This is a genomic window from Actinomycetospora atypica (genome assembly GCF_042653685.1).
Lineage (GTDB): Bacteria > Actinomycetota > Actinomycetes > Mycobacteriales > Pseudonocardiaceae > Actinomycetospora > Actinomycetospora atypica.
Genome location: NZ_JBHSIV010000027.1, coordinates 18,707 through 37,670, shown reverse-complemented (window position 1 = coordinate 37,670; position 18,964 = coordinate 18,707). Strand labels below are relative to the sequence as shown.

Here is an 18,964-nt window from a genome sequence, read left to right as displayed (position 1 = left end):
GCAGGGCACCGGGCGGGGTCGGCCACCGACCGCTCGTGGGTGCGGTGGCCGACCCGGCCCGGGACCACACGTGGTGGTCGGGGAAGGCAGCGGGCCGTGTCACACGTCGACGGGGCGGTGGCTCACCGGGAGGGAGGTGAGTGAGTTGGCCCAGTGGGAGCGCAGGTGGGTGACCGGTCCGTTGATGGTGAGGTCGTGCAGACGGGGCAGGGTCTCCTCGAGCAGCACGGTGAGCTCACGTCGGGCGAGGTGCGCGCCGAGGCAGAAGTGCGGCCCGCCGCCGCCGAAGGCGATGTGGGTGGGCCTGTCGCGGGTGATGTCGAAGGCCTCGGCGTTGGGCAGCATTGCGGAGTCGCGGTTGCCGGCGGTGTACCACACGATGACCCGCTCGCCGGCGGCGATGTCGACGCCGCCGACGGTGGTGTCGCGGGTGGCGGTGCGGGCGAAGAAGTTCAGTGGGCTGGCCCAACGCAGGATTTCCTCGATGGCGTTGGGGATGCGGCTGGGTTCGCGGCGCAGCAGGTCGAGCTGGTCGGGGTTCTCGATGAGGGCCTGCATGCCGCCGGCGAAGGTGCTTCGGGTGGTGTCGTTGCCGGCGAAGACGAGGATGCCGAAGAACAGCGCGATCTCGATCTCGTTGAGGGTCTTGCCGTCGACCTCGGCGTTGAACAGGGCGTCGGCGAGGGTCTCTCGGTCGCCGCCGCGCTGGCGGGCGACCAGTTCGGCGAAGTACTGCCCCATCTCGCCGAGGACCTGGGTGCGGTCCTCGTTGTGGGTCACGCCGCTCTCGAGCTGTTCGGTCCACTGCATCAGACGGTCGATGTCGTCGTCGGGCGAGCCGAGCAGGCGGCTGATGACCGTGAGCGGGACGGGGACGGCGATGTCGGCGACGAGGTCGGACTCGGTCCTCCCGGCGAGCGTGGCCAGTCGGCCGCGCACGATGTCGCGGATCTCGTCCTCGAGGCGGGTGACGGTCCGTGGCAGGAAGGCGCGCTGGATGATCTTGCGGTACTTGGTGTGCTCGGGGGCGTCCTTGAACATCAGCAGGTTGCGGGTGAACTCCAGGGGGGCGATCGTGTCCGGTCGCGCCCACACCCCGCCGGTCTCGCTGGAGAACGTCTCGTGGTCCCGGCTGACCGCGATGATGTCCTCGGCGCGGGTCAGCGACCAGAAACCGACTCCGTCGGCCGAGGGGTTCCAGCGCACCGGCGCTTCGGCGCGCATCCGCGCGAACAGCTCGTGCGGGGGCCCGTCCTCGAAGTAGCCCAGGTCGGTCAGGTCGACCGACTCGAGGTCGAGCCGGGCGACCTCGCGGTGGCCGGGCTGCACGGTCGGAGAGCTCATGATCGGTGGTCTCATTCCGCGAGGGACGTCGCCATCGACGTCCAGGGGTGGATGGGATGGCTCGGGGCGCCGGCGACGATGCGGTTGCGGGTCCCACCGAGGCCGTCGACGGTGGTGGTGACGACGTCGCCCGGCTGCAGGGGCGGGTGATGGCCCCAGCCGTGTCGGCCCCAGAGCTCGGCGAGGCACCCGCCCTGGCAGGTGCCCGAGCCCAGGAGGTCGCCGGGCCGGATGACGGTGCCGCGAGAGGCGTAGGCGGCCAGGGCCGGGAAGGACCAGGCCATGTTGTGCATGCGGTCGCTGCCGAGGAGTTCGCCGTTGACCCGGACCTCCATCTCCAGGTCGAAGGAGGCCCCCGACCGGTGGGGCTCCAGCTCGTCGGCGGTGACGAACACCGAGCCCAGGGTGGTGGCGGTGTCCTTGCCCTTGGCCGGCCCCAGGCGCATCCGCATCTCGTGGAACTGGACGTCGCGCGCGGAGAAGTCGTTGAGGACCACGTAGCCCGCGATGTGGTCCTCGGCCTCCTCGACCGTGAGGTCCTGCCCGGCACGTCCCACGACGGCGCCGACCTCGAGCTCGTAGTCGAACAGCTCGCACCCCGGGGGGACCGGGACGTCGTCGTGCGGCCCGGCGATCGCGTAGGGGTTGGAGAAGTAGAAGGTCGGGATCTCGTAGAACTCCGGCGGCAGCCCGGCGGTGGGGTCCAGCAGCTTCACGCTGCCCGCGGTGTGCTCGGGGAAGGTGGAGAAGTCCCGGAAGGTCGGTGGGTCCAGGGGGGCCATGAGCCGGGCACCGGCCAGCGCTCGGCGCTCTCCGGTGCGGCGGGCCTTCTCCCCGGCGTCGTGCAGGAGGCCGTCGGTGGACAGCAGCTCGGCCAGCTCCACCCCGGGGGGCAGGTCCGCGATGGTCTCGTCGTCGAGCTGGACGGCCAGGGTGGGCCCGGCCGAGGTGCGGTGCCGGACGACCTTCATTGCTTCTCCTTGGTGAGTTCCTCGTGGCTCCGGGCATCGAGGGCGGTCGCCCGGTGCTCGCGAGGTGGGTGGTCTCTGCCGGTGGACGGCCGAGGACGGACGGGGCCGGCGCGGTGCGCTCGCGGACGCGGTGGAGCGGGACCGCGGGGTCGGCGGGACCCGGACGACCGCCGTCGGTGGTCCTCCGGCGTCCCGCCTGTCCAGCCGCGTCAGTCGTCCTCCGCCTCGCCGAGGAGGGCGCCGTTCTCGAGGGTCTGGTAGCCGGGGACGGCCACCAGACCCATCGCTGCTGCCTCGAACGGCTCACCCGTGGCGTCGGCCCACGCGTGGCCCAGAGCGAGGAGCAGCTCCTTCTTCAGTGCCTCGGGACGCTCCCGGATGAGGCCGATCATCCGCGCTCCGGGCAGGAGGTTGCCCGCCTGCCAGAGGCCGTCCTCGGGCACCTCGACGAAGGTGCAGTTGACGTAGTGCTCCGGTGCGCCGGTGACGGCGCAGTGAGCCTTGGTGATGGCCTCGGCGATCTCCTTCTTCCGGAGGGCACTCGAGGACCCGGCCGTGACGGTGAACTGGTAGTTCGGCATGACATCTCCTTCTGTGGCGTTCTCAGGGTGCGGGGACTGCGGAGTCCGATTGCGCGGCGGATTCGGTGACCAGGCCCGTCCGGGCTGTCTCACGGCTCGCGGCCAGGCACGCGAGGGTGACGAGGCACAGGGCTGCCAGGTAGATGGTGACCGCCCACTCGCCGTAGTTGTTGATGAGAATGGCGGCGATGATGGGCGTGAGCGACGCTCCGAGGACCGTGGCGATGTTGTACGCGAGACCCGCGCCCGTGTACCGGTACTGCGTGGCGAACAGTTCGGGGAGGAAGGCCGCCAGGGGGCCGTACGCTGCCCCCACTGCCGCCTGCAGGACGAACACGCCGGTCACGTACCAGGCGATGTGTCCGGCGGAGATGACGGGGAAGAAGAGCAGCGCTGCCACCAGGCACAGGACGTTCGCGGGCAGCAGGACCCGCCTGCGCCCCAGCCTGTCGGAGAGCACGGCCGAGACGACCACCGTGACGCCGCCGACGACGGCTCCACCGATGCTGACGATGAGCACGGCGGACTGGGAGAAGCCGAGCGTCTTCGTCCCGTACGTGGGCAGGAACGCCACGACCACGTAGAACAGGGCGAAGAGCGCGATCGAGCCTCCGGAGGCGAGGAGCAGCACACGCAGTTGCCGTGAGAAGAGCTCGCTCATGGGAAGTCGTGACGACTTCTCGATGACCTTCGCGTCGGAGGCGAACACCGGTGACTCGTGAAGCCTCACCCGGATGACGAAACCGATCACGATGAGCACCGCGCTGGCGAGGAAAGGAACACGCCAGCCCCAGGCGACGAACTGCTCGGGGGACAGTGTCGCCGTGACGACGAGGAAGGTCAGGCTGGAGAGGATGAACCCGATCGCCGGCCCGAGTTGAGGGCCGATGCCGTACTTCCCCCGCTTGCCGGCCGGTGACGACTCGGTCGTCATCAACGAGGCGCCGGCCCACTCGCCACCGAGGGCCAGGCCCTGGGCGATCCGGAGGGCCACGAGCAGGATGGGTGCGGCGACGCCGATCGTCGCTGCTGATGGCAACAGACCGATGCCGATCGTGGCGATCCCCATGAGCAGCAGGGACCAGACGAGGGTGTTCTTGCGGCCCTTCCGGTCGCCGAGGTGTCCGAAGACCACGGCACCCAGCGGTCGGACGACGAACGCGACACCGAAGGTGGCGAAGGCGACGACCGTGCCCTGCAGGCCGCCGAGCGACGGGAAGAACGTCTGGCTGAACACCAGTGCCGCAGCAGTGGCGTAGATCGAGAACTCGTAGAACTCGATGATCGTGCCGATCGCACTGGCGATCGCGACACGACGAGCGTGTGAGGTGTCGGCTGACTGCGCTGTCACGACGTGGCCCGTCCCTAGTGGGCGTCGTCGGCGGTCGCCGACTGCAACCGGGCGGGAGGGTTCTCCACGAACTGGGCTCGCCCCTGCCCGAGCGACATGTCGTCGAGCCCGAGTCCCTGGAGGGCGATCATCACGTCCTCGGGTCGGACCTGGCACCGCTCCTGGAGCAACTCGGTGATGCGGGCGAACAGCGCCTGCTTCACCGCCGTCTCGCGACCGGCCCCGAACATGATCTCGATGATCATGTAGCCGTCCGTGCGTTCGATCCCGGGCCAGCTGGGGTCGTAGACGAGTTCGCCGGGGCGGCAATGGTTGAAGACCTGGAAGTTGTCCCCCTCGGGAATGCCGATGGTCTCGCGCATCGCGTCGTAGACACACCGACCGATCGCCTGGGCCCGTTCGGTGGTGGTCTCCATGAGAGAGATTCGGACGAGCGGCACGTCGCCTCCTGGCGGGTGTGAGGGCAGCTGTTCGAGTGCTGCGGTACGAGCTGTTCTGCGGCTCGTCGACGGTGGCTGGGGGCATGTCCCGGTCGGACGGCGGACGGGCCGCACGTTGACCGGCGAGTGCCTCTGCTCAGCTCGCCGAGGGCCGGTGGCGTGACGAAGCTAACCCGGCCTGCCGGGCGACGCAAGAGAATCTATAGATTTTCTGGGTGGGGCTTGGGCGGGTGTCTGTCGTCGCGGCTCGGGCAGGGGATGGGCCACGTCGCCTTCGTGGTCGACGGCCCCGCTCGCCGTGTCCGGGGTCGGCACGCCGCGAGGACGATGCGCCTCCGGCTCGGCGGATAGGCTCGTCGCGTGACCGAGCTCGACGCGGAACCCCACCCCGTGCGTTCCCCGAAGGCTCCCCTGGTCGATCGGGTGACCGATCTGTTGAGAAGCGAGATCATCAACCTCGAGCTGGCTCCCGGTGAGCGCCTCGCCGCGGAGGCGATCGCGAGCCGTATCGCCGTCAGTCCGACGCCGGTGCGGGAGGCGTTCGCCCGCCTGGCCGGAGAAGGGTTCGTGGTCGCGCTACCGCAGCGTGGTGTGCGCGTGAGCGAGATATCGCCCGCCGACGTCCGGGACCTCTACGAGACCAGACTGCTGCTGGAGCCGGTCGCCATCCGGCGTTCCGTCGCGCGGTCCACCGACCAGTGGATCGACATGATCGAGAAGTCGTTCGTCGACATGATGGACGCAGGGGCGGCAGACCTCGCGGCGCTCTCCCCGGCGGAGTACGCGGTCCACGAAGAGGCGCACGTCGCGTTCCACCGGATCACCATGAGCCAGTGTGACTCGGTGTGGCTCCGTCGGTTCACCGACACGATGCTGGACAACTCGCGCAGGGTCCGGCGGCTGACGCTCGCGGTACGGACCGACTTCGAGGCCATCGTCACCGAGCATCGCGCCATCGCCGACGCGTGCGTGACCGGGGACGGCGATCTGGCGGCGCAGCACCACTCGCACCACCTGTGGCGGACCATCGAGGCGTTCGACGAGTGGGCCGCGACGTCGCCGGCCGGCGAGTAGATCGGTCGACCTGCCTCCGGAGTTCTTGCGCACCGGAGCGGACACTCCTCGAGTTCGCCGCAGCCGGCCACCCGCACCTCCGCCGGGGATGTGGAGGGTGTCGGCCTAGGTGATCGCGGGGTCGATGGCGCCCAGTATCTCGTCGGCGAGCGCGGGGTCGTCGACGGCGCGGGAGATGAGCATCGCCCCGGTCAGGGTCGACAGGATCCGTAGCGCCGCGGTCCGCCGTTCTGGTTCGGAGTCGCCCGGAGCCACGTGACTCAAGGAGTCCAGGAGTTCGCGGACGCCACCCGTGTACGCCGCCCGCACGGGGCCGTCGTGTCGGCCGGCCTCTGCGCCGATGGAGGGCGTCGGGCAACCGGTCGCGGGATCGTCCCGGTGGGCGGCGGAAACGTAGTTCTCGACGATCACCCGCAAGCACTCGGCGGGGGAGTGGGTGCGGGCGAGGTCCTCCCAGGCATCCCTGCGCTCGACGAAGGCATGCCCGATCGCCTCCGCGGCAAGGGTTTCCTTACCCCCCGGGAACTGGGCGTACAGGCCGCCGTGCGTCAGGCCGACCCGGTGGTAGATCTCGGCGACCGAGGTGGCTTCCACTCCGCGCTCGCGGAACATCGCCGACGCAGCCCTGAGGACGGCATCCCGGTTCCGGTCGGCCTGCCGGCGCGAGACCTTCATGGCGGTCCTCCCTGCGCTGTGCCCCGTTTGACGCGTTAGATGACAGCCATCATAGTCGGGTCGTTACATGACAGTCATCATCAAGCGCATGGGGAGTTCGCATGACGAGCAGGGTCAGCACGGCGACCGCCGCAGAGACACAGTTCGTCGAGGTCGACGGGACGCCGTTCGCCTATCGCTCCCTCGGTGTCGAGCAGGCCGGTGAACCACCGCTCGTGCTGCTCCACCGTTACCGCGCCGAGATGGACGACTGGGACCCGCTGTTCCTCGACACCCTCGCCGCCGGCCGCCGCGTCGTGATCTTCAACAACCGGGGCGTGGGCTCGTCCGGGGGAGTCACGCCCACGACGCTGGAGGAAGCCGCTGACGATGCTGCGGCCCTCATCCGGGCCCTGGACATCGAGAAGGCCGACGTCCTGGGCTGGTCCATGGGCGGCATGACCGCCCCGATCGTCGCCCAGCGCCACCCGGAGCTGGTGCGTCGCCTCGTCCTGACCGGGACGTGCCCCCCGGGCAACCCGGAGTTCGTGCCCTGCCCCGATCACTGGCTGGAGGTGGCGTCCAAGCCGGAGTTCGAGGACGAGGACATCCTCCACATCTTCTTCACCGGCAGCGACGCGAGCCGGCGCAAGGGAGGCGAGTCTCTGGCGAGGATGGACAAGCCCGGACAGCCCGGCTCGTCGGTGAAAACCTCTCCCGAGACGATGCAGGCGCAGATCACCGCGATCGGCGCGTTCTGGGGCAATGAGCAGGGCTGGTTCGAGAGGCTGAAGGACATCGAGCAGCCGACGCTGGTCGCCAACGGTGACACCGACGTGGCCTTCCCGATCATCGACAGCGTCATCCTGTTCCGGGAGATCCCGAACAGCCAGTTCACCGTCTACCGCGACGCCAACCACGGGTTCCTCTTCCAGGAGCCGGTGGTCTTCGCGAACGAGGTCCTCGCCTTCCTGGCCGAGTGAGCGCCGCCCACGGATCACGCCCCTCGACGACGGCCGCATGCGGCACGAGGAGACGTGCTTCGAACGATGTGATGGACGACGTCGAGACGGCTCAGCGTGTCGGTTCGCCGGCGGGCACTGACGCGGCGGCTCCGACGGTCTACAGAACGATCTCCCAGTAGCGGGCCGCCAGCTCCCTTCCGGGGTCCGAGGCCGCCAGAGCGTCGAACACGTCGCCGCGGCGGGCGACGCGGAGCACGTCGGTGCCGCGATGACGCGGATTATCGCGGTATTGCTCCGGCTGGGCCTCTAGGTGACTCGGCTTCGTGAAGTTACTTCGACAATCACGGCAGCTCCTTCTAGGCACCGACACATTGCGCTCGGGCGCGACCGACACTCATACGGATGTCTCGGCGGCGAAGTCGACGAGTGCCTGGGCGCGTCGGGTGAGACGGGTCCGGGCGGGCCACGCGAGGACGGCCCGGCGTTCCCGGGTCGGATCGGCGATGGGGCGGGACACCACGGGCCGACCTTCGAAGCTCAGGTCGGTCGGCCACCGTTGGACGAGGATGGAGTAGCCGACTCCCCGGGCGACGAGGCACCGGACGACCTCGATGTTCGAGCTCAGGTGCCGGATGCGGGGTGTGAGCCCGACCTCCGCGAGCATCTGGGCTGCGTTGGCTGCGCTGGGGACGTCGAACATGATCAGGGGGTCGTCGGCGACCTCGGCGAGCCTGATGCTCTCCCGCTCGGCGAGGGGGTGGTCCGCGGCGAGGATGAGATAGGGCCGGCTCGTGCGGACCGGCACCGAGGACAGCCCGGTGACGTCGTCGTTGTCGTAGAGGAACGCCAACTCGCAGCGTCCGTCGAGCAGGGCCCCGTGCATCTCGTCGGCGGCACCCTCGGTGACGCGGACGTCGAGTGCCGGGTGGCGACGGGCGAAGCCGTCCAGCACCGGGGGGATGACGAACGGCGCCAGGGTGACGTAGCAGCCGACGGCCAGCGTCCCGCTGATCTCGTTGGTCGTGGCCGAGGCGATGGCCTGGAGGTCGTCGGCGCTCCCGAGCAGCCGTCGGGCGTCGAGGAGGACCCGGGTGCCGGCCTCGGTGAGGACCGCACCCTTCGCCCGACGACGGGTGAGCAGCTGGACGCCGAGGTGGCGCTCGAGGTCCCGGATCGCCAGGGACACCCCCGCCTGGGAGGCGCCGCAGCGCTCGGCGCCCGCGCTGAGGGAGCCGGCGTCGGCGACGGCGACGAAGAACTCCAGCTGGCGCAGCGAGAACCGCACCGACATAAGAATCACCTATACCCACACCAACAACCTTTGGCTTTCCAAGGTTAGTGTCGATCATCACGCTGTGTCCAGGCGCTCGGGAACGAGCGGCTGCGGACGACGTGAGGCGAGAACATGGCGACGACGGCGGTGGCGTCCGGCATCACGCTGGAGGCGCTGGGCGACGACCCGTACCCGATCTTCGGGCGGTTGCGTGCCGAGGACCCGGTGGCGTGGGTGCCGGCGGCGGGCCGTTACCTGGTCACCCGGCACGAGGACGTGCTCGCGATCGAGCGTGACCAGCGCGTGTACAGCTCCGTCGAGGTCGACTCGATGATGGACCGGGCGATCGGGCGCACGATGCTGCGCCACGACGGCGAGGCCCACCGACGACTGCGGGCGGCCGCCGAGGGTCCCGTTCGTCCCCGCACCGTCAAGAACCAGTGGCTGCCGCGCTTCCAGCAGAACGCGGACGCGTTGATCGACGGATTCTCCAAGCGCGGTCACGCGGACCTGTTCGCGGAGTTCGCCGGGCCGCTGGCGGCGGCCAACCTGGGCACGATCCTGGGCCTGGCCTCGGCGACCCCGGCCGACATCCAGGCGTGGTCGCAGGCCTTCATCGACGGCTGCGGCAACTACGCCGAGGACCCCGAGGTGTGGGAGCGGTGCTCCCTGGCGGTGCGGACCGTGGACCAGGCCGTCGACGAGGTGATCCCCTACCTGCGGGAGCACCCGGACCAGACGGCGATCTCCTCGATGCTGCACGCCGCGGACCCGCTCACCGACGAGGAGATCCGCACCAACGTGCGCATCTTCCTCGGGGGCGGGGTCAACGAACCCCGCGACGCGATCAGCGTCGCCACCTACGCCCTGCTGGCGCACCCCGAGCAGCGCGACGAGGTGCTGGCCGGACGGACGACGTGGAAGTCGGTGTTCGAGGAGGCCGTGCGCTGGATCTCGCCGATCGGGATGTACCCGCGCCAGGTCACCGAGCGCACCGAGCTCGCGGGCCGGACGCTCGAGGCCGGCGACAAGGTCGGCGTCGTCATCTCCTCGGCCAACCGCGACGAGCGCGTCTTCGCCGACCCGGACTCCTTCGACACCGCCCGGGGTGCGGGCTCGCACCTCGCCTTCGGCGGGGGACCGCACTTCTGCCTCGGCACCTGGGTCGCGCGCGCCTCGATCGCCGACATCGCCCTGCCCACCCTGTTCCGGCGACTGCCCGACCTCGCCCTGAGCGACCCCGACGACGTCCGGATGGCCGGCTGGGTGTTCCGCGGCCCGCTGGCCGTCGAGACCACGTGGAGGACCTGAGATGCCCACGATCACCTTCCGCCAGCCCGACGGTTCCGCCGAACAGGCCGTGGCGGCCCCCGTCGGCCTGAGCGTGATGAAGGCCGCGGTGGGCGCGGGGGTTCCCGGCATCCTCGCCGAGTGCGGTGGCCAGGCCATGTGCGCGACCTGCCACGTCTACGTCACCGACGACCGTCCGCTGCCGGAGGTGTCCGACGAGGAGGACGAGATGCTCGACTGCGCCTCGGCCCCCCGCACCGACCAGAGCCGCCTGAGCTGCCAGCTCGAGGTCGCCGAGGACCTCGACGGGATGGTCGTCGTGGTCGCGGGGGAGGGGTCGTGAGCGGCGACGGGGTCGTGATCGTGGGCGCCGGCCAGGCCGGCGTCGGTGTCGCGGCCGCGCTGCGCGAACAGGACTTCACCGGCCGGATCGCCCTCGTGGGCAAGGAGCCGCACCCGCCCTACGAGCGCCCCCCGCTGTCCAAGGCCTACCTGGGTGCCGCCCCGGTCGACGACGCGCACCTGGGGCTGCGCACCCCGACCTGGTACGTGGAGCGCGACGTCGCGCTCCACCTCGGGCGCGAGGTCGAGGACATCGACCGGCACGCCCGCGTGGTGACCCTCGACGACGGGCGACGGCTGCCCTACGACCACCTGGTGCTGGCCACCGGCACCCGCGCCCGCACCCTGCCCGTCGACGGCGCCGACCTCGACGGGGTCATGGTGCTGCGCGGTCTCGACGACGCCCGGGCCCTGCGCCGCCACCTCGATCGGGCCCGGACGGTCCTGACCATCGGCGCCGGCTTCATCGGGCTCGAGGTCGCCGCCGCGGCACATCGTCGCGGCGTGCATCCCGTCGTCGTGGACGTCGCCTCCCGGGTGATGGAGCGTGCGGTCACCCCGACGACCAGCACGTACTTCGCCCAGGCCCACCGCGGGTGGGGTACCGAGCTGTTCCTCGAGACCGGTGTCGAGGCGCTGCGCGGTCGCCACGGTCTCGTCAGCACGGCGGTGCTCACCAGCGGCCAGCAGGTCCCCGTCGACCTCGTCGTCATGGCGGTCGGCGTCGCCCCCGACACACGGCTCGCCGCCGGCGCCGGCCTCGCGACCGACGACGGCGTCGTCGTCGACGAGCACCTGGTGACCTCCGACGCGGCGATCTCCGCGGTCGGGGACTGTGCCCGCTTCCCCGAGCCGATCAGCGGCCGACCGGCGCGGCTGGAGTCGGTCCAGGCCGCGACCGACCACGCCCGCTGCGTCGCCGCCCGGATCGTCGGCGACCCGGCGCCCTACCGGGCCGTGCCGTGGTTCTGGACGCACCAGGGGGACCTGAAGCTCCAGATCGCCGGCCTCGGCGGCGGCATCGACACCGAGATCGTCCGCGGCGACCCCGCGGCGAGGAAGTTCTCGGTCTTCGGCTTCCGCGACGACCGGTTGGCCACCGTCGAATCGGTCAACCGGCCCGCCGACCACGTCGCTGCCCGGCGCCTGCTCGCCGCCTCGGCCGCGCCGACGCCGGAGCAGGTCGCCGACCCGGACACCGATCTCAAGGGCCTCGCCGCGTCCGCTGCCGCGGTGGCAGCCGCCTCCTGACCCGCGACCGATCTCCCGCACGTCCTGCGCCCGTCACCCCCGCCGACGCCTCCGTCGGCGACCGCCCGCACGCTCATCGAGGAGTACCCGACATGGAGATCAACTGCGTCTTCGCGCCAGCGACGGACACACCCGACCACATCGTCCTGGCCGAGCAGCTCGGCTACCAGCGGGCCTGGGTCTACGACGTGCCGGTGTCCTACGCCGACACCGGGGCCACCCTGGGCATCGCCGCCACGCGCACGTCCACCATCCGGCTCGGCGTCTCGGTGTTCACCGAGCACCTGCGCCACATCACCACCAACGCCGGCCTCATCGCCCACCTCGCCACGCTCGCGCCGGGCCGGTTCGACGCCGGCGTCGGTGCCGGGTTCACCAGCTCCGCCTACCTCGGCCGCAAGGGCTCCCGGTGGGCCGACGTCGAGCGCTACGTCGAGGACCTGCGCACCCTGCTCGCCGGCGGGGAGATCGAGCGGGACGGCACCGTGCTGAGCCTGATGCACATGCCTGCCTCCGGCATCAGCCTCCCGGTCGAGGTCGACTTCTGGGTCGCCGCGCACGGCCCGAAGGGGTTCGCCACCGCGGGACGCCTCGGTGCCGGCGTGGTGACCAACCCGACCCACGGCGACGAGCCGGTGCCCTTCGACGGCCAGTGCCAGCTCACCTACTACGGCACCGTGCTGGAGGACGGCGAGGCCCTCGACTCCCGGCGCGTCATCGACGCCGCCGGCGCCGGGGCCGGCCTGGCCCTGCACATGGGCCAGTACGGGCCGCTCGCCGGCATGCCCGAGGCCGAGGGGTACCACGAGGCGATCGCCGCCGTCGACGAGCGTCACCGCCACCTCGAGCTCTTCCGCGGCCACCTCATGGAGCCCAGCGACCTGGACCGCCAGTTCCTGACCGGGGACGTGATCCGCCGCGGCACCCTGACCGGCACCCGCGACGAGATCGCCGCGTCGCTGCAGCGCCTCGTCGAGGCCGGCGCCAACGCGGTCCTCTACCAGCCGTCCGGCCCGGACATCCCCCGCGAGCTCGCCGCGTTCCTCGAGGTCGCCGAGCAGTTCCGCGACACCCCCGGCACGTCCAGCCCGAACACCACCGCTTCTCCCGCCTCGGAGGTCCAGCATGCGTAGGGTCGTCACCGGTCACAACGCCGAGGGGAAGGCGGTCGTCGTCGACGACGGCACCCCGCCGCGCACCCACGACTTCGCGTCCTTCCCCGGGTTCACCTCGTCGCTGACCTGGGCGACCGAGCCCGACACCCCGGCCAGTCGCGTGGGTGAGGACCCGACCGGCAAGGTCGAGAACTTCCTGCCGCGGCCGGGTGGCACGCGCCTGATCGTGCTCACTCTCCCGCCGGACGCCACCATGGGCTCCCCGCAGTTCGACGGGGCCGCCTACGGCGCTGAGCAGCTCACCCACTCGCCGGGACTGGCGGAGACCTTCGAGGTCACCGGCATGCACACCACCCCGACCGTGGACTACACGATCGTCCTCGACGGTGAGGTGTGGCTCGAGCTCGACGACGGCGAGCTGACCCACCTCAAGACCGGCGACGTCGTGGTGCAGAACGCCACCCGCCACGGCTGGCGCAACCGCTCGGACGCGCCGGTCACCCTCGCCGCCGTCCTGATCGGCGCCCCGACCGAGCAGGGAGCCTGACATGCCGTTCTTCACCCGAGTCGGGGACGTCCCCCGCAAGCGCCACACCGTGTTCCGCCAGTCCGACGGCTCGCTGTACTGGGAGGAGCTCATCGGCGAGGAGGGCTTCGTCGGCGACACCTCGCTGCTCTACCACCGCAACCCGCCGTCGGCGCTGACCGCGATCGAGGCCGTGGACGGTCCCGACGAGACCCTGGTGCCCAACCACCCGATGGCGCCCATGCACCTGGCGTTGCACGAGCTGCCGGCCAAGGGCGACGCGGTGCTCGACCGGGTCCTGCTGCTGGGCAACGACGACGTCAGGATCAGCTACGCGGTCGCGACCACCGACAGCACGCTCTACAAGAACAGCGTCGGCGACGAGCTCGCCTACGTCGAGAGCGGCCACGGTGCCTTCGAGTCGACGTTCGGGCGCCTCGACATCGCCGAGGGCGACTACGTCATCGTCCCGACCTCCACGATCCACCGCTGGACCGTGGCCGAGGGCTCGGAGCTGCGACTGCTGTTCGTCCAGGCCGTCGGACACATCGACCCGCCGCCGCGCTACCTGTCCGCCCGTGGCCAGTTCGTCGAGGGGACGCCGTACTGCGAGCTCGACATCCGCCGCCCCACCGAGCTCGTCGAGGGGGAGGGCACCGACGTGCCCGTGGTGGTCCGCACCCGCACCGGGCTCACCCGCAACACCCACAAGCACCACCCGTTCGACGTCGTCGGCTGGCACGGCGGCATGTACCCGTGGGCGCTCAACATCGAGGACTTCGAGCCGATCACCGGCAGCCTGCACCAGCCGCCGCCGATGCATCAGACCTTCGAGGCACCGGGCTTCGTGATGTGCAACTTCGTGCCCCGGCTGCTCGACTACCACCCCGAGGCGGTGCCGATCCCGCCGTTCCACTCCAACGTCGACTCCGACGAGGTGCTCTTCTACGCCCGGGGCGCGGCCAACACCCGTCGCGGCACCGGCGTCGACGTCGGCTCGGTGACCGTGCACCCGGCCGGGTTCATCCACGGCCCGCACCCGGGCAACGTCGAGCGCGCTCTGGGCAAGGACCGCGCCGACGAGTACCAGGTCATGGTCGACACCCACCGGCCGCTCCTCGTGGGCGCGGCGGCGGGACAGTGCGCCGACGCCGACTACCCCTTCACCTGGGCGAACCTGGAGGAGACCGGCCGTGCGTGAGCTGATGCCCGTGGCGATGCAGGACCAGATGGGCGGCGACGTCTACTCCGGCATCGCCCGGGCGTCGGGCCGGCTGTGGTGCGGGCGCGAACGGGCCCGGGACGGCGAGATCGCGGACACCGCGATGCTGTACTGCCACCCGAGCTCGAACTTCGTCGGCCACTACGCCCTCGACGCCACCGCCGCCCTCGGCATCGACGCCGTCGGCGCGGTCACCCGCTACGCCGGCAACGACACCCAGGTCGTGCTCGAGAACTGCGTGGCCGACCTCGGGTCCATGATCCGTCACCTCCGCGACGTCGAGGGCTACCGCCGGGTCGTCCTGGTGGGGAACTCAGGAGGAGGGGGACTGGCCGCCTTCTACCAGTCCCAGGCCGAGAAGCCCACCGTCACCGACGCCCCCGGCGGCGGCGGCACCGACCTGACCCGCGCCGACCTCCCGCCCGCCGACGCCCTGGTGCTGCTCAACGCCCATGCCGGGCGCGCCGACCTGCTGCAGGGCTGGCTCGACCCCGCGATCGTCGACGAGGACGACCCGTTCCGCCGCGACGCCGAGCTCGACCTGTTCGCCGAGCGGGCGCTGCCGCTCGACCGGGGATGGGTCACGGAGTACCGCGGGGCCCAGGCCGCCCGGATGTCGCGGATCACCGGCTGGGTGGAGGACCAGCTCGTCGCGCTCGATCGGCGTTTCGGCGCGGCGGTGCCCGACCTGGCCTTCCGGGTGCACGGCACCTGCGCCGACCCCCGGTTCGTCGACACCACCCTCGACCCCTCCGACCGTGACCCGGGCACCCTCTGGGGCGATCCGCAGTCGGCCAACCTGCGGCCGGTCACCCTCGGCAGCTTCAGCACCCTGCGGTCGTGGCTCTCGCAGTGGAGCGTCGCCCACACCAACGCCCACGGCCCGACCTGCCTGGAGTCGGTCTCCGTCCCCGTCCTCGTCGCCTACGGCACCGGGGACAAGGGGTGTTTCCCCTCGATGGCCACCGCGCTCCACGACGCCGCGCGGCACCCGGACAAGAAGCTGCTGCCCGTCCCGGGTGCGGGCCACTACTTCGAGGGCCCGGCCCACCTGCTCACCGACACCCTGGACGCGGTGGTCGACTGGCTGCGGTGATCCGCTGCCGCCGACGGCCCTGTCCGACCCGACCCACGGATCCAGCGAGGACCCCATGCCACGACCGCCCGTCGCCCGTGCCCGCCACCAGCGCTCCGGGACGCCGTGATGGAGATCGGCGTCCACGCGACCTGCACCGACGAGACGCTGCGGCCGGACGAGGTCGCCGTGCTCGTCGAGCAGGCCGGCATCGATGCGCTCCACTTCGGCGAGCACTCCCACATCCCCGTGGGGCGTGACTCGGAGAGCCCGGCCGAGGGCATGCCACGCGAGTGGGCGCGACTTCCCGACCTCCTCATCGCGCTGACCACGGCCGCGCTGGCCACCACGAGGCTGCGCGTCTCGTCCGCGGTCATCCAGCTCGCCCTCCGCGAGCCGATCACGACGGCCAAGGCCCTGGCGACCATCGACGTCCTGAGCCGGGGCCGGCTCGACCTGATCGTCGGCCACGGCGCGATCACCGAACAGATGCGCAACCACGGCGTCGACCCCGGGACCCGCTACGACCTGGTCCGGGAACGCATGCTCGCGATGCGGGAGATCTGGCGGGAGGAGGAGGCGAGTTTCCACGGGAAGTTCGTCAGGTTCGACAGCATCCTGTCCTGGCCGAAGCCGGTGCAGCCCGGTGGCGTGCCGCTGTTCTTCGGCGGCAACTCCCCGGGTTCCGAGGAGCGGGCACTGGAGTACGGGGACGGCTGGGCGCCTCTCGCCCTCGCCGGGGTCCCGGACCGCATCCGCACCCTCAGGAACGCGGGCCATCAGCTGCGGGTCGTCGCCGTCGGTGTCCCCACCGACCGCGCCGGCGTCGAGGAGTACGCCGCTGCCGGAGCCGATCGCATCGTCTTCCGGCTCGCCTCCGCGATGCCCGGCGAGATCGAGCGGTCGCTCGACGAGGTGCGGAGCGCCGCAGCCGCCGTCGTCTGAACCTCTGCGTCGTCGACGTTCTGTGGGGAAGCCGCCGACCCGCCGGAGAACTATTCCTGCAGGCGGAGACCCTGCCTATCCTCGGCCCATGACGCTGCGGTCGGTCGATCATGCACTGACTGTCCTCGAGATCCTGCGGGAAGAGGATTCGATCGGGGTCATCGAACTGGCCGAGCGTCTCGGGGTTGCCGCGTCTACCGCGCACCGGCTGCTCGCCACGCTGGTGGCACGCGACTTCGTGGTGCAGGACCGGGACGATCGGCGCTATCGCCTGGGCGATGCCGCCCAGGGGCTGCGTCGGGAGATCGCCGCCGAGGAGTGCGCCCGGCGGGCCCGGGAAGTCCTCGTTCGACTCGCGCGGATGACCGCGGAGACCGTCAATCTCGCGATGCTCGACGGCAGCGACGTCCTGTACAGCGACTGTGTGCCGGCGGGGTACCCCGGCGCGATCCCGAGTCGGGCCGGGTTGCGAAGCGAGGCGCACTGCTCGTCGGCGGGCAAGGCGCTGCTCGCCGACTTCCCCCAGTCCGCTGTGGACCGGCTCCTGCCCCACGATCGACTGACGGTCCGCACTCGGGCCACCATCGCGACGAAGACGCAGCTCGCGCGGGAACTGGGGCTGGTCCGCCGCCGGGGCTACGCCCGTGACGTGGAGGAGTGGGAGGCCGGGACCCTCGCCCTGGCGGTTCCGGTACGTGCGCGGGGGATGCAACGGCTCGCGCTCACGATCGCGGCACCGCACACCAGGCTCCGGATCGATCGGACCGGCACGGGCACTACCCCTCGTGAGCGGGAACTCGTCCTGCGCCTCCGGGCTGCCTCCGAGGAACTGCAGGTCCGGCTCTCCCGCTGACGGGAGAGTCGTCGCGGCTCCAAGCTCGTGCGCCGCGTCGAGCCAGCTCGATCTCGGCTTCGCGAGCTGGGAGGTCCAGCGTGTCGATCACCGGGAGGTCGCCCACGTCCCGCCGGAGCAGCGCGACGTCCTTGAACAACAGATCAGGGGCGACCTCGTCGAAGTGATCGGAGATCCAGCTCTGGCCGGACGAGACCGAGACGACGTCGAGGAACGTAGAACGGTCCAGCCCCGCACGGGCAGCCACGTCGCCCATCTCCGCGACGGCGAGGGCGATGTAGGCGGCCAGGGTGTTGTTGGCCAGCTTCGCGACGGCGGGTCGGCCGAAACCGTCGAAGGAGAGGACCCGGCTGGTGACGCCGTCGACAACGCGCTGCGCCGCCGGGGCGAGCGGTTCGGGGGTGTGCAGGAACATCGTCAGTTCTCCTCGTCGAGCGCCTTCGGCGCCTCCGGAGACAGGTGCCTCGACGACGGCGTGGGGTGAGTTCTCGAGGGCGCGCGCATCCGCGATGCCGAGCGTGGTCAGCACGAGTACCGACCGCTCGCCGGCCGGGAGAGCGTCGAGGACCGACCAGAGCTGGTCGGCCGTCCGGACGGCGACGACGACGACGTCGACGACTGCCCAGGAGGAGATGTCCTCGGGACGAGCGGCCACCGGCTCGCCGGTCAGGGCAGCCCATGCGGCCCTGCGTTCGGCGTCGGGGTCGACGCCGAGCACCGCTTCACCCTGCTCGGCGAGCGCCGCACCGACACCGCCGCCGATCGGCCCGAGTCCCACCAGAACGATCACGCGCCGAACGTCGCAGCCGCTCCGCTCGATGTCGAGACCCTTCCGTCCTGCGGAACGTCCTGGTCTGTTTCCGCTATGTGGGACAGTCAGCGACACGACCTGTCGACGAGAAGTGGTGACGTGGCCCAGACCCTGCAATCGGTGCACCAGGCCCTGCGGGTGCTCACGCTCCTGCGCCACCACGACGACCTCACGCTGACGGAGATCGCGGAGACGCTGGGGATCGGCAAGTCCTCCACGTACCGCCTGCTCGCCACCCTGAAGACCCATCGCTATGTGGATCAGACGGCCACGCGGAGCTACCGGCTCGGACCCGCCATGAGCACCTCGCCCGAGGCCGAGTCCGCCATGCACTGCGCCGAGGTCGCGCAACCGCATCTCGACGCGCTCTGCGCCGCGGCGCGGGAGACGGTGCACCTCTGCACCCTCAATGGTGGGCACGCCGAGTTCACCGCGGTGGTCGAGCCCGAGCGGACCCTCAGGGTCACGAGCAGGCTCGGGGCTTCGGTACCCGCCCACGCCGCCGCGGCCGGCAAGGTCCTCCTGGCGGCGCTCCCCGCTCGAGAACGGGGGCTCCTCTATCCGACGGCGGAGATCGCGCCCCTCACCGGGCGGACCCTGGTGAGCCGCGTGGCTCTCGAGGCCGAGATCGAGGCGGTCGGTCGCCTCGGGTTCGCCCGCAACGTCGGGGAGTCCGAGGACGGCGTCTACGCGCTCGGCATCGCGATCCGACGGCCGACGGGCCGCCCGATCTGCTCCCTGACGATCGCTGGTCCGTCGTCGCGCATCGAGGCCGGCTGCGGAGCGGAGCTCTCGGCGATCGAGACGACTTTCCTCGGTCTCCTCCGGAGCGCCGGCGCCGCCATCGAGGCCGAGCTCCGCTTCTGATTCCTCATGGAGGA

The 18,964-nt window shown here is 71.1% G+C and carries 20 protein-coding genes; 12 read left to right on the top strand and 8 right to left on the bottom strand.

Annotation, left to right across the window (positions count from 1 at the left end; genetic code table 11):
* Positions 1 to 99: 99 nt before the first annotated feature.
* The 5 genes from ACFPBZ_RS21600 to ACFPBZ_RS21580 all read right to left on the bottom strand — a co-directional run bounded on the left by ACFPBZ_RS21600 (position 100) and on the right by ACFPBZ_RS21580 (position 4,687).
* On the bottom strand, positions 100 to 1,344 hold the full coding sequence (locus ACFPBZ_RS21600) for a cytochrome P450 (RefSeq protein ID WP_378038177.1): 1,245 nt from the start codon (positions 1,342 to 1,344) through the stop codon (positions 100 to 102).
* A gap of 11 nt (positions 1,345 to 1,355) precedes the next feature.
* Entirely contained in the window at positions 1,356 to 2,315 is a 960-nt protein-coding gene (locus tag ACFPBZ_RS21595) for a fumarylacetoacetate hydrolase family protein (RefSeq protein ID WP_378038176.1), read from the bottom strand.
* A 209-nt stretch (positions 2,316 to 2,524) separates the two neighbouring features.
* A complete protein-coding gene (locus ACFPBZ_RS21590) occupies positions 2,525 to 2,896 on the bottom strand; it encodes a tautomerase family protein (RefSeq protein ID WP_378038175.1) in 372 nt (123 codons plus the stop codon).
* A gap of 22 nt (positions 2,897 to 2,918) precedes the next feature.
* Complete coding sequence (locus ACFPBZ_RS21585; protein WP_378038174.1) at positions 2,919 to 4,247, bottom strand: MFS transporter; 1,329 nt, start codon at positions 4,245 to 4,247, stop codon at positions 2,919 to 2,921.
* A 14-nt stretch (positions 4,248 to 4,261) separates the two neighbouring features.
* Positions 4,262 to 4,687: a tautomerase family protein gene (locus ACFPBZ_RS21580; protein ID WP_378038173.1), complete on the bottom strand. Its 426-nt coding sequence runs from the start codon at positions 4,685 to 4,687 to the stop codon at positions 4,262 to 4,264.
* 360 nt (positions 4,688 to 5,047) lie between these two features.
* Between ACFPBZ_RS21580 and ACFPBZ_RS21575 the strand changes: the two genes are divergently transcribed.
* Entirely contained in the window at positions 5,048 to 5,761 is a 714-nt protein-coding gene (locus ACFPBZ_RS21575) for a GntR family transcriptional regulator (RefSeq protein ID WP_378038172.1), read from the top strand.
* Positions 5,762 to 5,866: 105 nt separating this feature from the next.
* Here the strand turns inward: ACFPBZ_RS21575 and ACFPBZ_RS21570 are convergent, their stop codons facing one another.
* Positions 5,867 to 6,436, bottom strand: coding sequence for a TetR/AcrR family transcriptional regulator (locus ACFPBZ_RS21570; protein WP_378038171.1), 570 nt, complete (start codon positions 6,434 to 6,436; stop codon positions 5,867 to 5,869).
* Positions 6,437 to 6,537: 101 nt separating this feature from the next.
* Here ACFPBZ_RS21570 and ACFPBZ_RS21565 point away from each other — a divergent pair, with 101 nt between their 5' ends.
* Positions 6,538 to 7,398 carry an alpha/beta fold hydrolase gene (locus ACFPBZ_RS21565; RefSeq protein ID WP_378038170.1) on the top strand — a complete coding sequence of 287 codons (861 nt, stop codon included), beginning with the start codon at positions 6,538 to 6,540 and terminating at the stop codon, positions 7,396 to 7,398.
* Between the two features lie 376 nt (positions 7,399 to 7,774).
* Here the strand turns inward: ACFPBZ_RS21565 and ACFPBZ_RS21560 are convergent, their stop codons facing one another.
* Positions 7,775 to 8,671 (bottom strand): LysR substrate-binding domain-containing protein, encoded by an 897-nt coding sequence (locus tag ACFPBZ_RS21560; RefSeq protein ID WP_378038169.1) that lies wholly within the window; start codon positions 8,669 to 8,671, stop codon positions 7,775 to 7,777.
* A 114-nt stretch (positions 8,672 to 8,785) separates the two neighbouring features.
* On the opposite strand from ACFPBZ_RS21560, the gene ACFPBZ_RS21555 reads away from it, so the two are divergent.
* From ACFPBZ_RS21555 to ACFPBZ_RS21515, 9 genes are all read left to right on the top strand, one after another.
* On the top strand, positions 8,786 to 9,964 hold the full coding sequence (locus ACFPBZ_RS21555; RefSeq protein ID WP_378038168.1) for a cytochrome P450: 1,179 nt from the start codon (positions 8,786 to 8,788) through the stop codon (positions 9,962 to 9,964).
* Position 9,965: 1 nt separating this feature from the next.
* Entirely contained in the window at positions 9,966 to 10,286 is a 321-nt protein-coding gene (locus ACFPBZ_RS21550) for a 2Fe-2S iron-sulfur cluster-binding protein (protein WP_378038167.1), read from the top strand.
* Positions 10,283 to 11,536 carry an NAD(P)/FAD-dependent oxidoreductase gene (locus ACFPBZ_RS21545; protein ID WP_378038166.1) on the top strand — a complete coding sequence of 418 codons (1,254 nt, stop codon included), beginning with the start codon at positions 10,283 to 10,285 and terminating at the stop codon, positions 11,534 to 11,536. Before ACFPBZ_RS21550 ends, ACFPBZ_RS21545 begins: the two co-directional genes overlap by 4 nt.
* A 92-nt stretch (positions 11,537 to 11,628) precedes the next feature.
* The gene (locus ACFPBZ_RS21540; RefSeq protein WP_378038165.1) at positions 11,629 to 12,669 is read left to right on the top strand and encodes an LLM class flavin-dependent oxidoreductase; all 1,041 of its coding nucleotides are present in this window, start codon (positions 11,629 to 11,631) and stop codon (positions 12,667 to 12,669) included.
* Entirely contained in the window at positions 12,662 to 13,198 is a 537-nt protein-coding gene (locus ACFPBZ_RS21535) for a cupin domain-containing protein (protein ID WP_378038164.1), read from the top strand. The genes ACFPBZ_RS21540 and ACFPBZ_RS21535 overlap by 8 nt, the downstream gene beginning before the upstream one ends.
* Position 13,199: 1 nt before the next feature.
* A complete protein-coding gene (locus ACFPBZ_RS21530) occupies positions 13,200 to 14,378 on the top strand; it encodes a homogentisate 1,2-dioxygenase (RefSeq protein WP_378038163.1) in 1,179 nt (392 codons plus the stop codon).
* Positions 14,371 to 15,495, top strand: coding sequence for a hypothetical protein (locus ACFPBZ_RS21525; protein WP_378038162.1), 1,125 nt, complete (start codon positions 14,371 to 14,373; stop codon positions 15,493 to 15,495). The genes ACFPBZ_RS21530 and ACFPBZ_RS21525 overlap by 8 nt, the downstream gene beginning before the upstream one ends.
* Positions 15,496 to 15,603: 108 nt before the next feature.
* Positions 15,604 to 16,419 (top strand): TIGR03619 family F420-dependent LLM class oxidoreductase, encoded by an 816-nt coding sequence (locus tag ACFPBZ_RS21520; protein ID WP_378038161.1) that lies wholly within the window; start codon positions 15,604 to 15,606, stop codon positions 16,417 to 16,419.
* An 88-nt stretch (positions 16,420 to 16,507) separates the two neighbouring features.
* Complete coding sequence (locus ACFPBZ_RS21515; protein WP_378038160.1) at positions 16,508 to 17,272, top strand: IclR family transcriptional regulator; 765 nt, start codon at positions 16,508 to 16,510, stop codon at positions 17,270 to 17,272.
* Here the strand turns inward: ACFPBZ_RS21515 and ACFPBZ_RS21510 are convergent.
* Positions 17,196 to 18,242, bottom strand: coding sequence for an NAD(P)-binding domain-containing protein (locus ACFPBZ_RS21510; protein WP_378038159.1), 1,047 nt, complete (start codon positions 18,240 to 18,242; stop codon positions 17,196 to 17,198). The two genes, ACFPBZ_RS21515 and ACFPBZ_RS21510, sit on opposite strands and share 77 nt — an antisense overlap.
* On the opposite strand from ACFPBZ_RS21510, the gene ACFPBZ_RS21505 reads away from it, so the two are divergent.
* The gene (locus tag ACFPBZ_RS21505) at positions 18,204 to 18,950 is read left to right on the top strand and encodes an IclR family transcriptional regulator (RefSeq protein WP_378038158.1); all 747 of its coding nucleotides are present in this window, start codon (positions 18,204 to 18,206) and stop codon (positions 18,948 to 18,950) included. The genes ACFPBZ_RS21510 and ACFPBZ_RS21505 overlap by 39 nt on opposite strands.
* Positions 18,951 to 18,964: the final 14 nt, after the last annotated feature.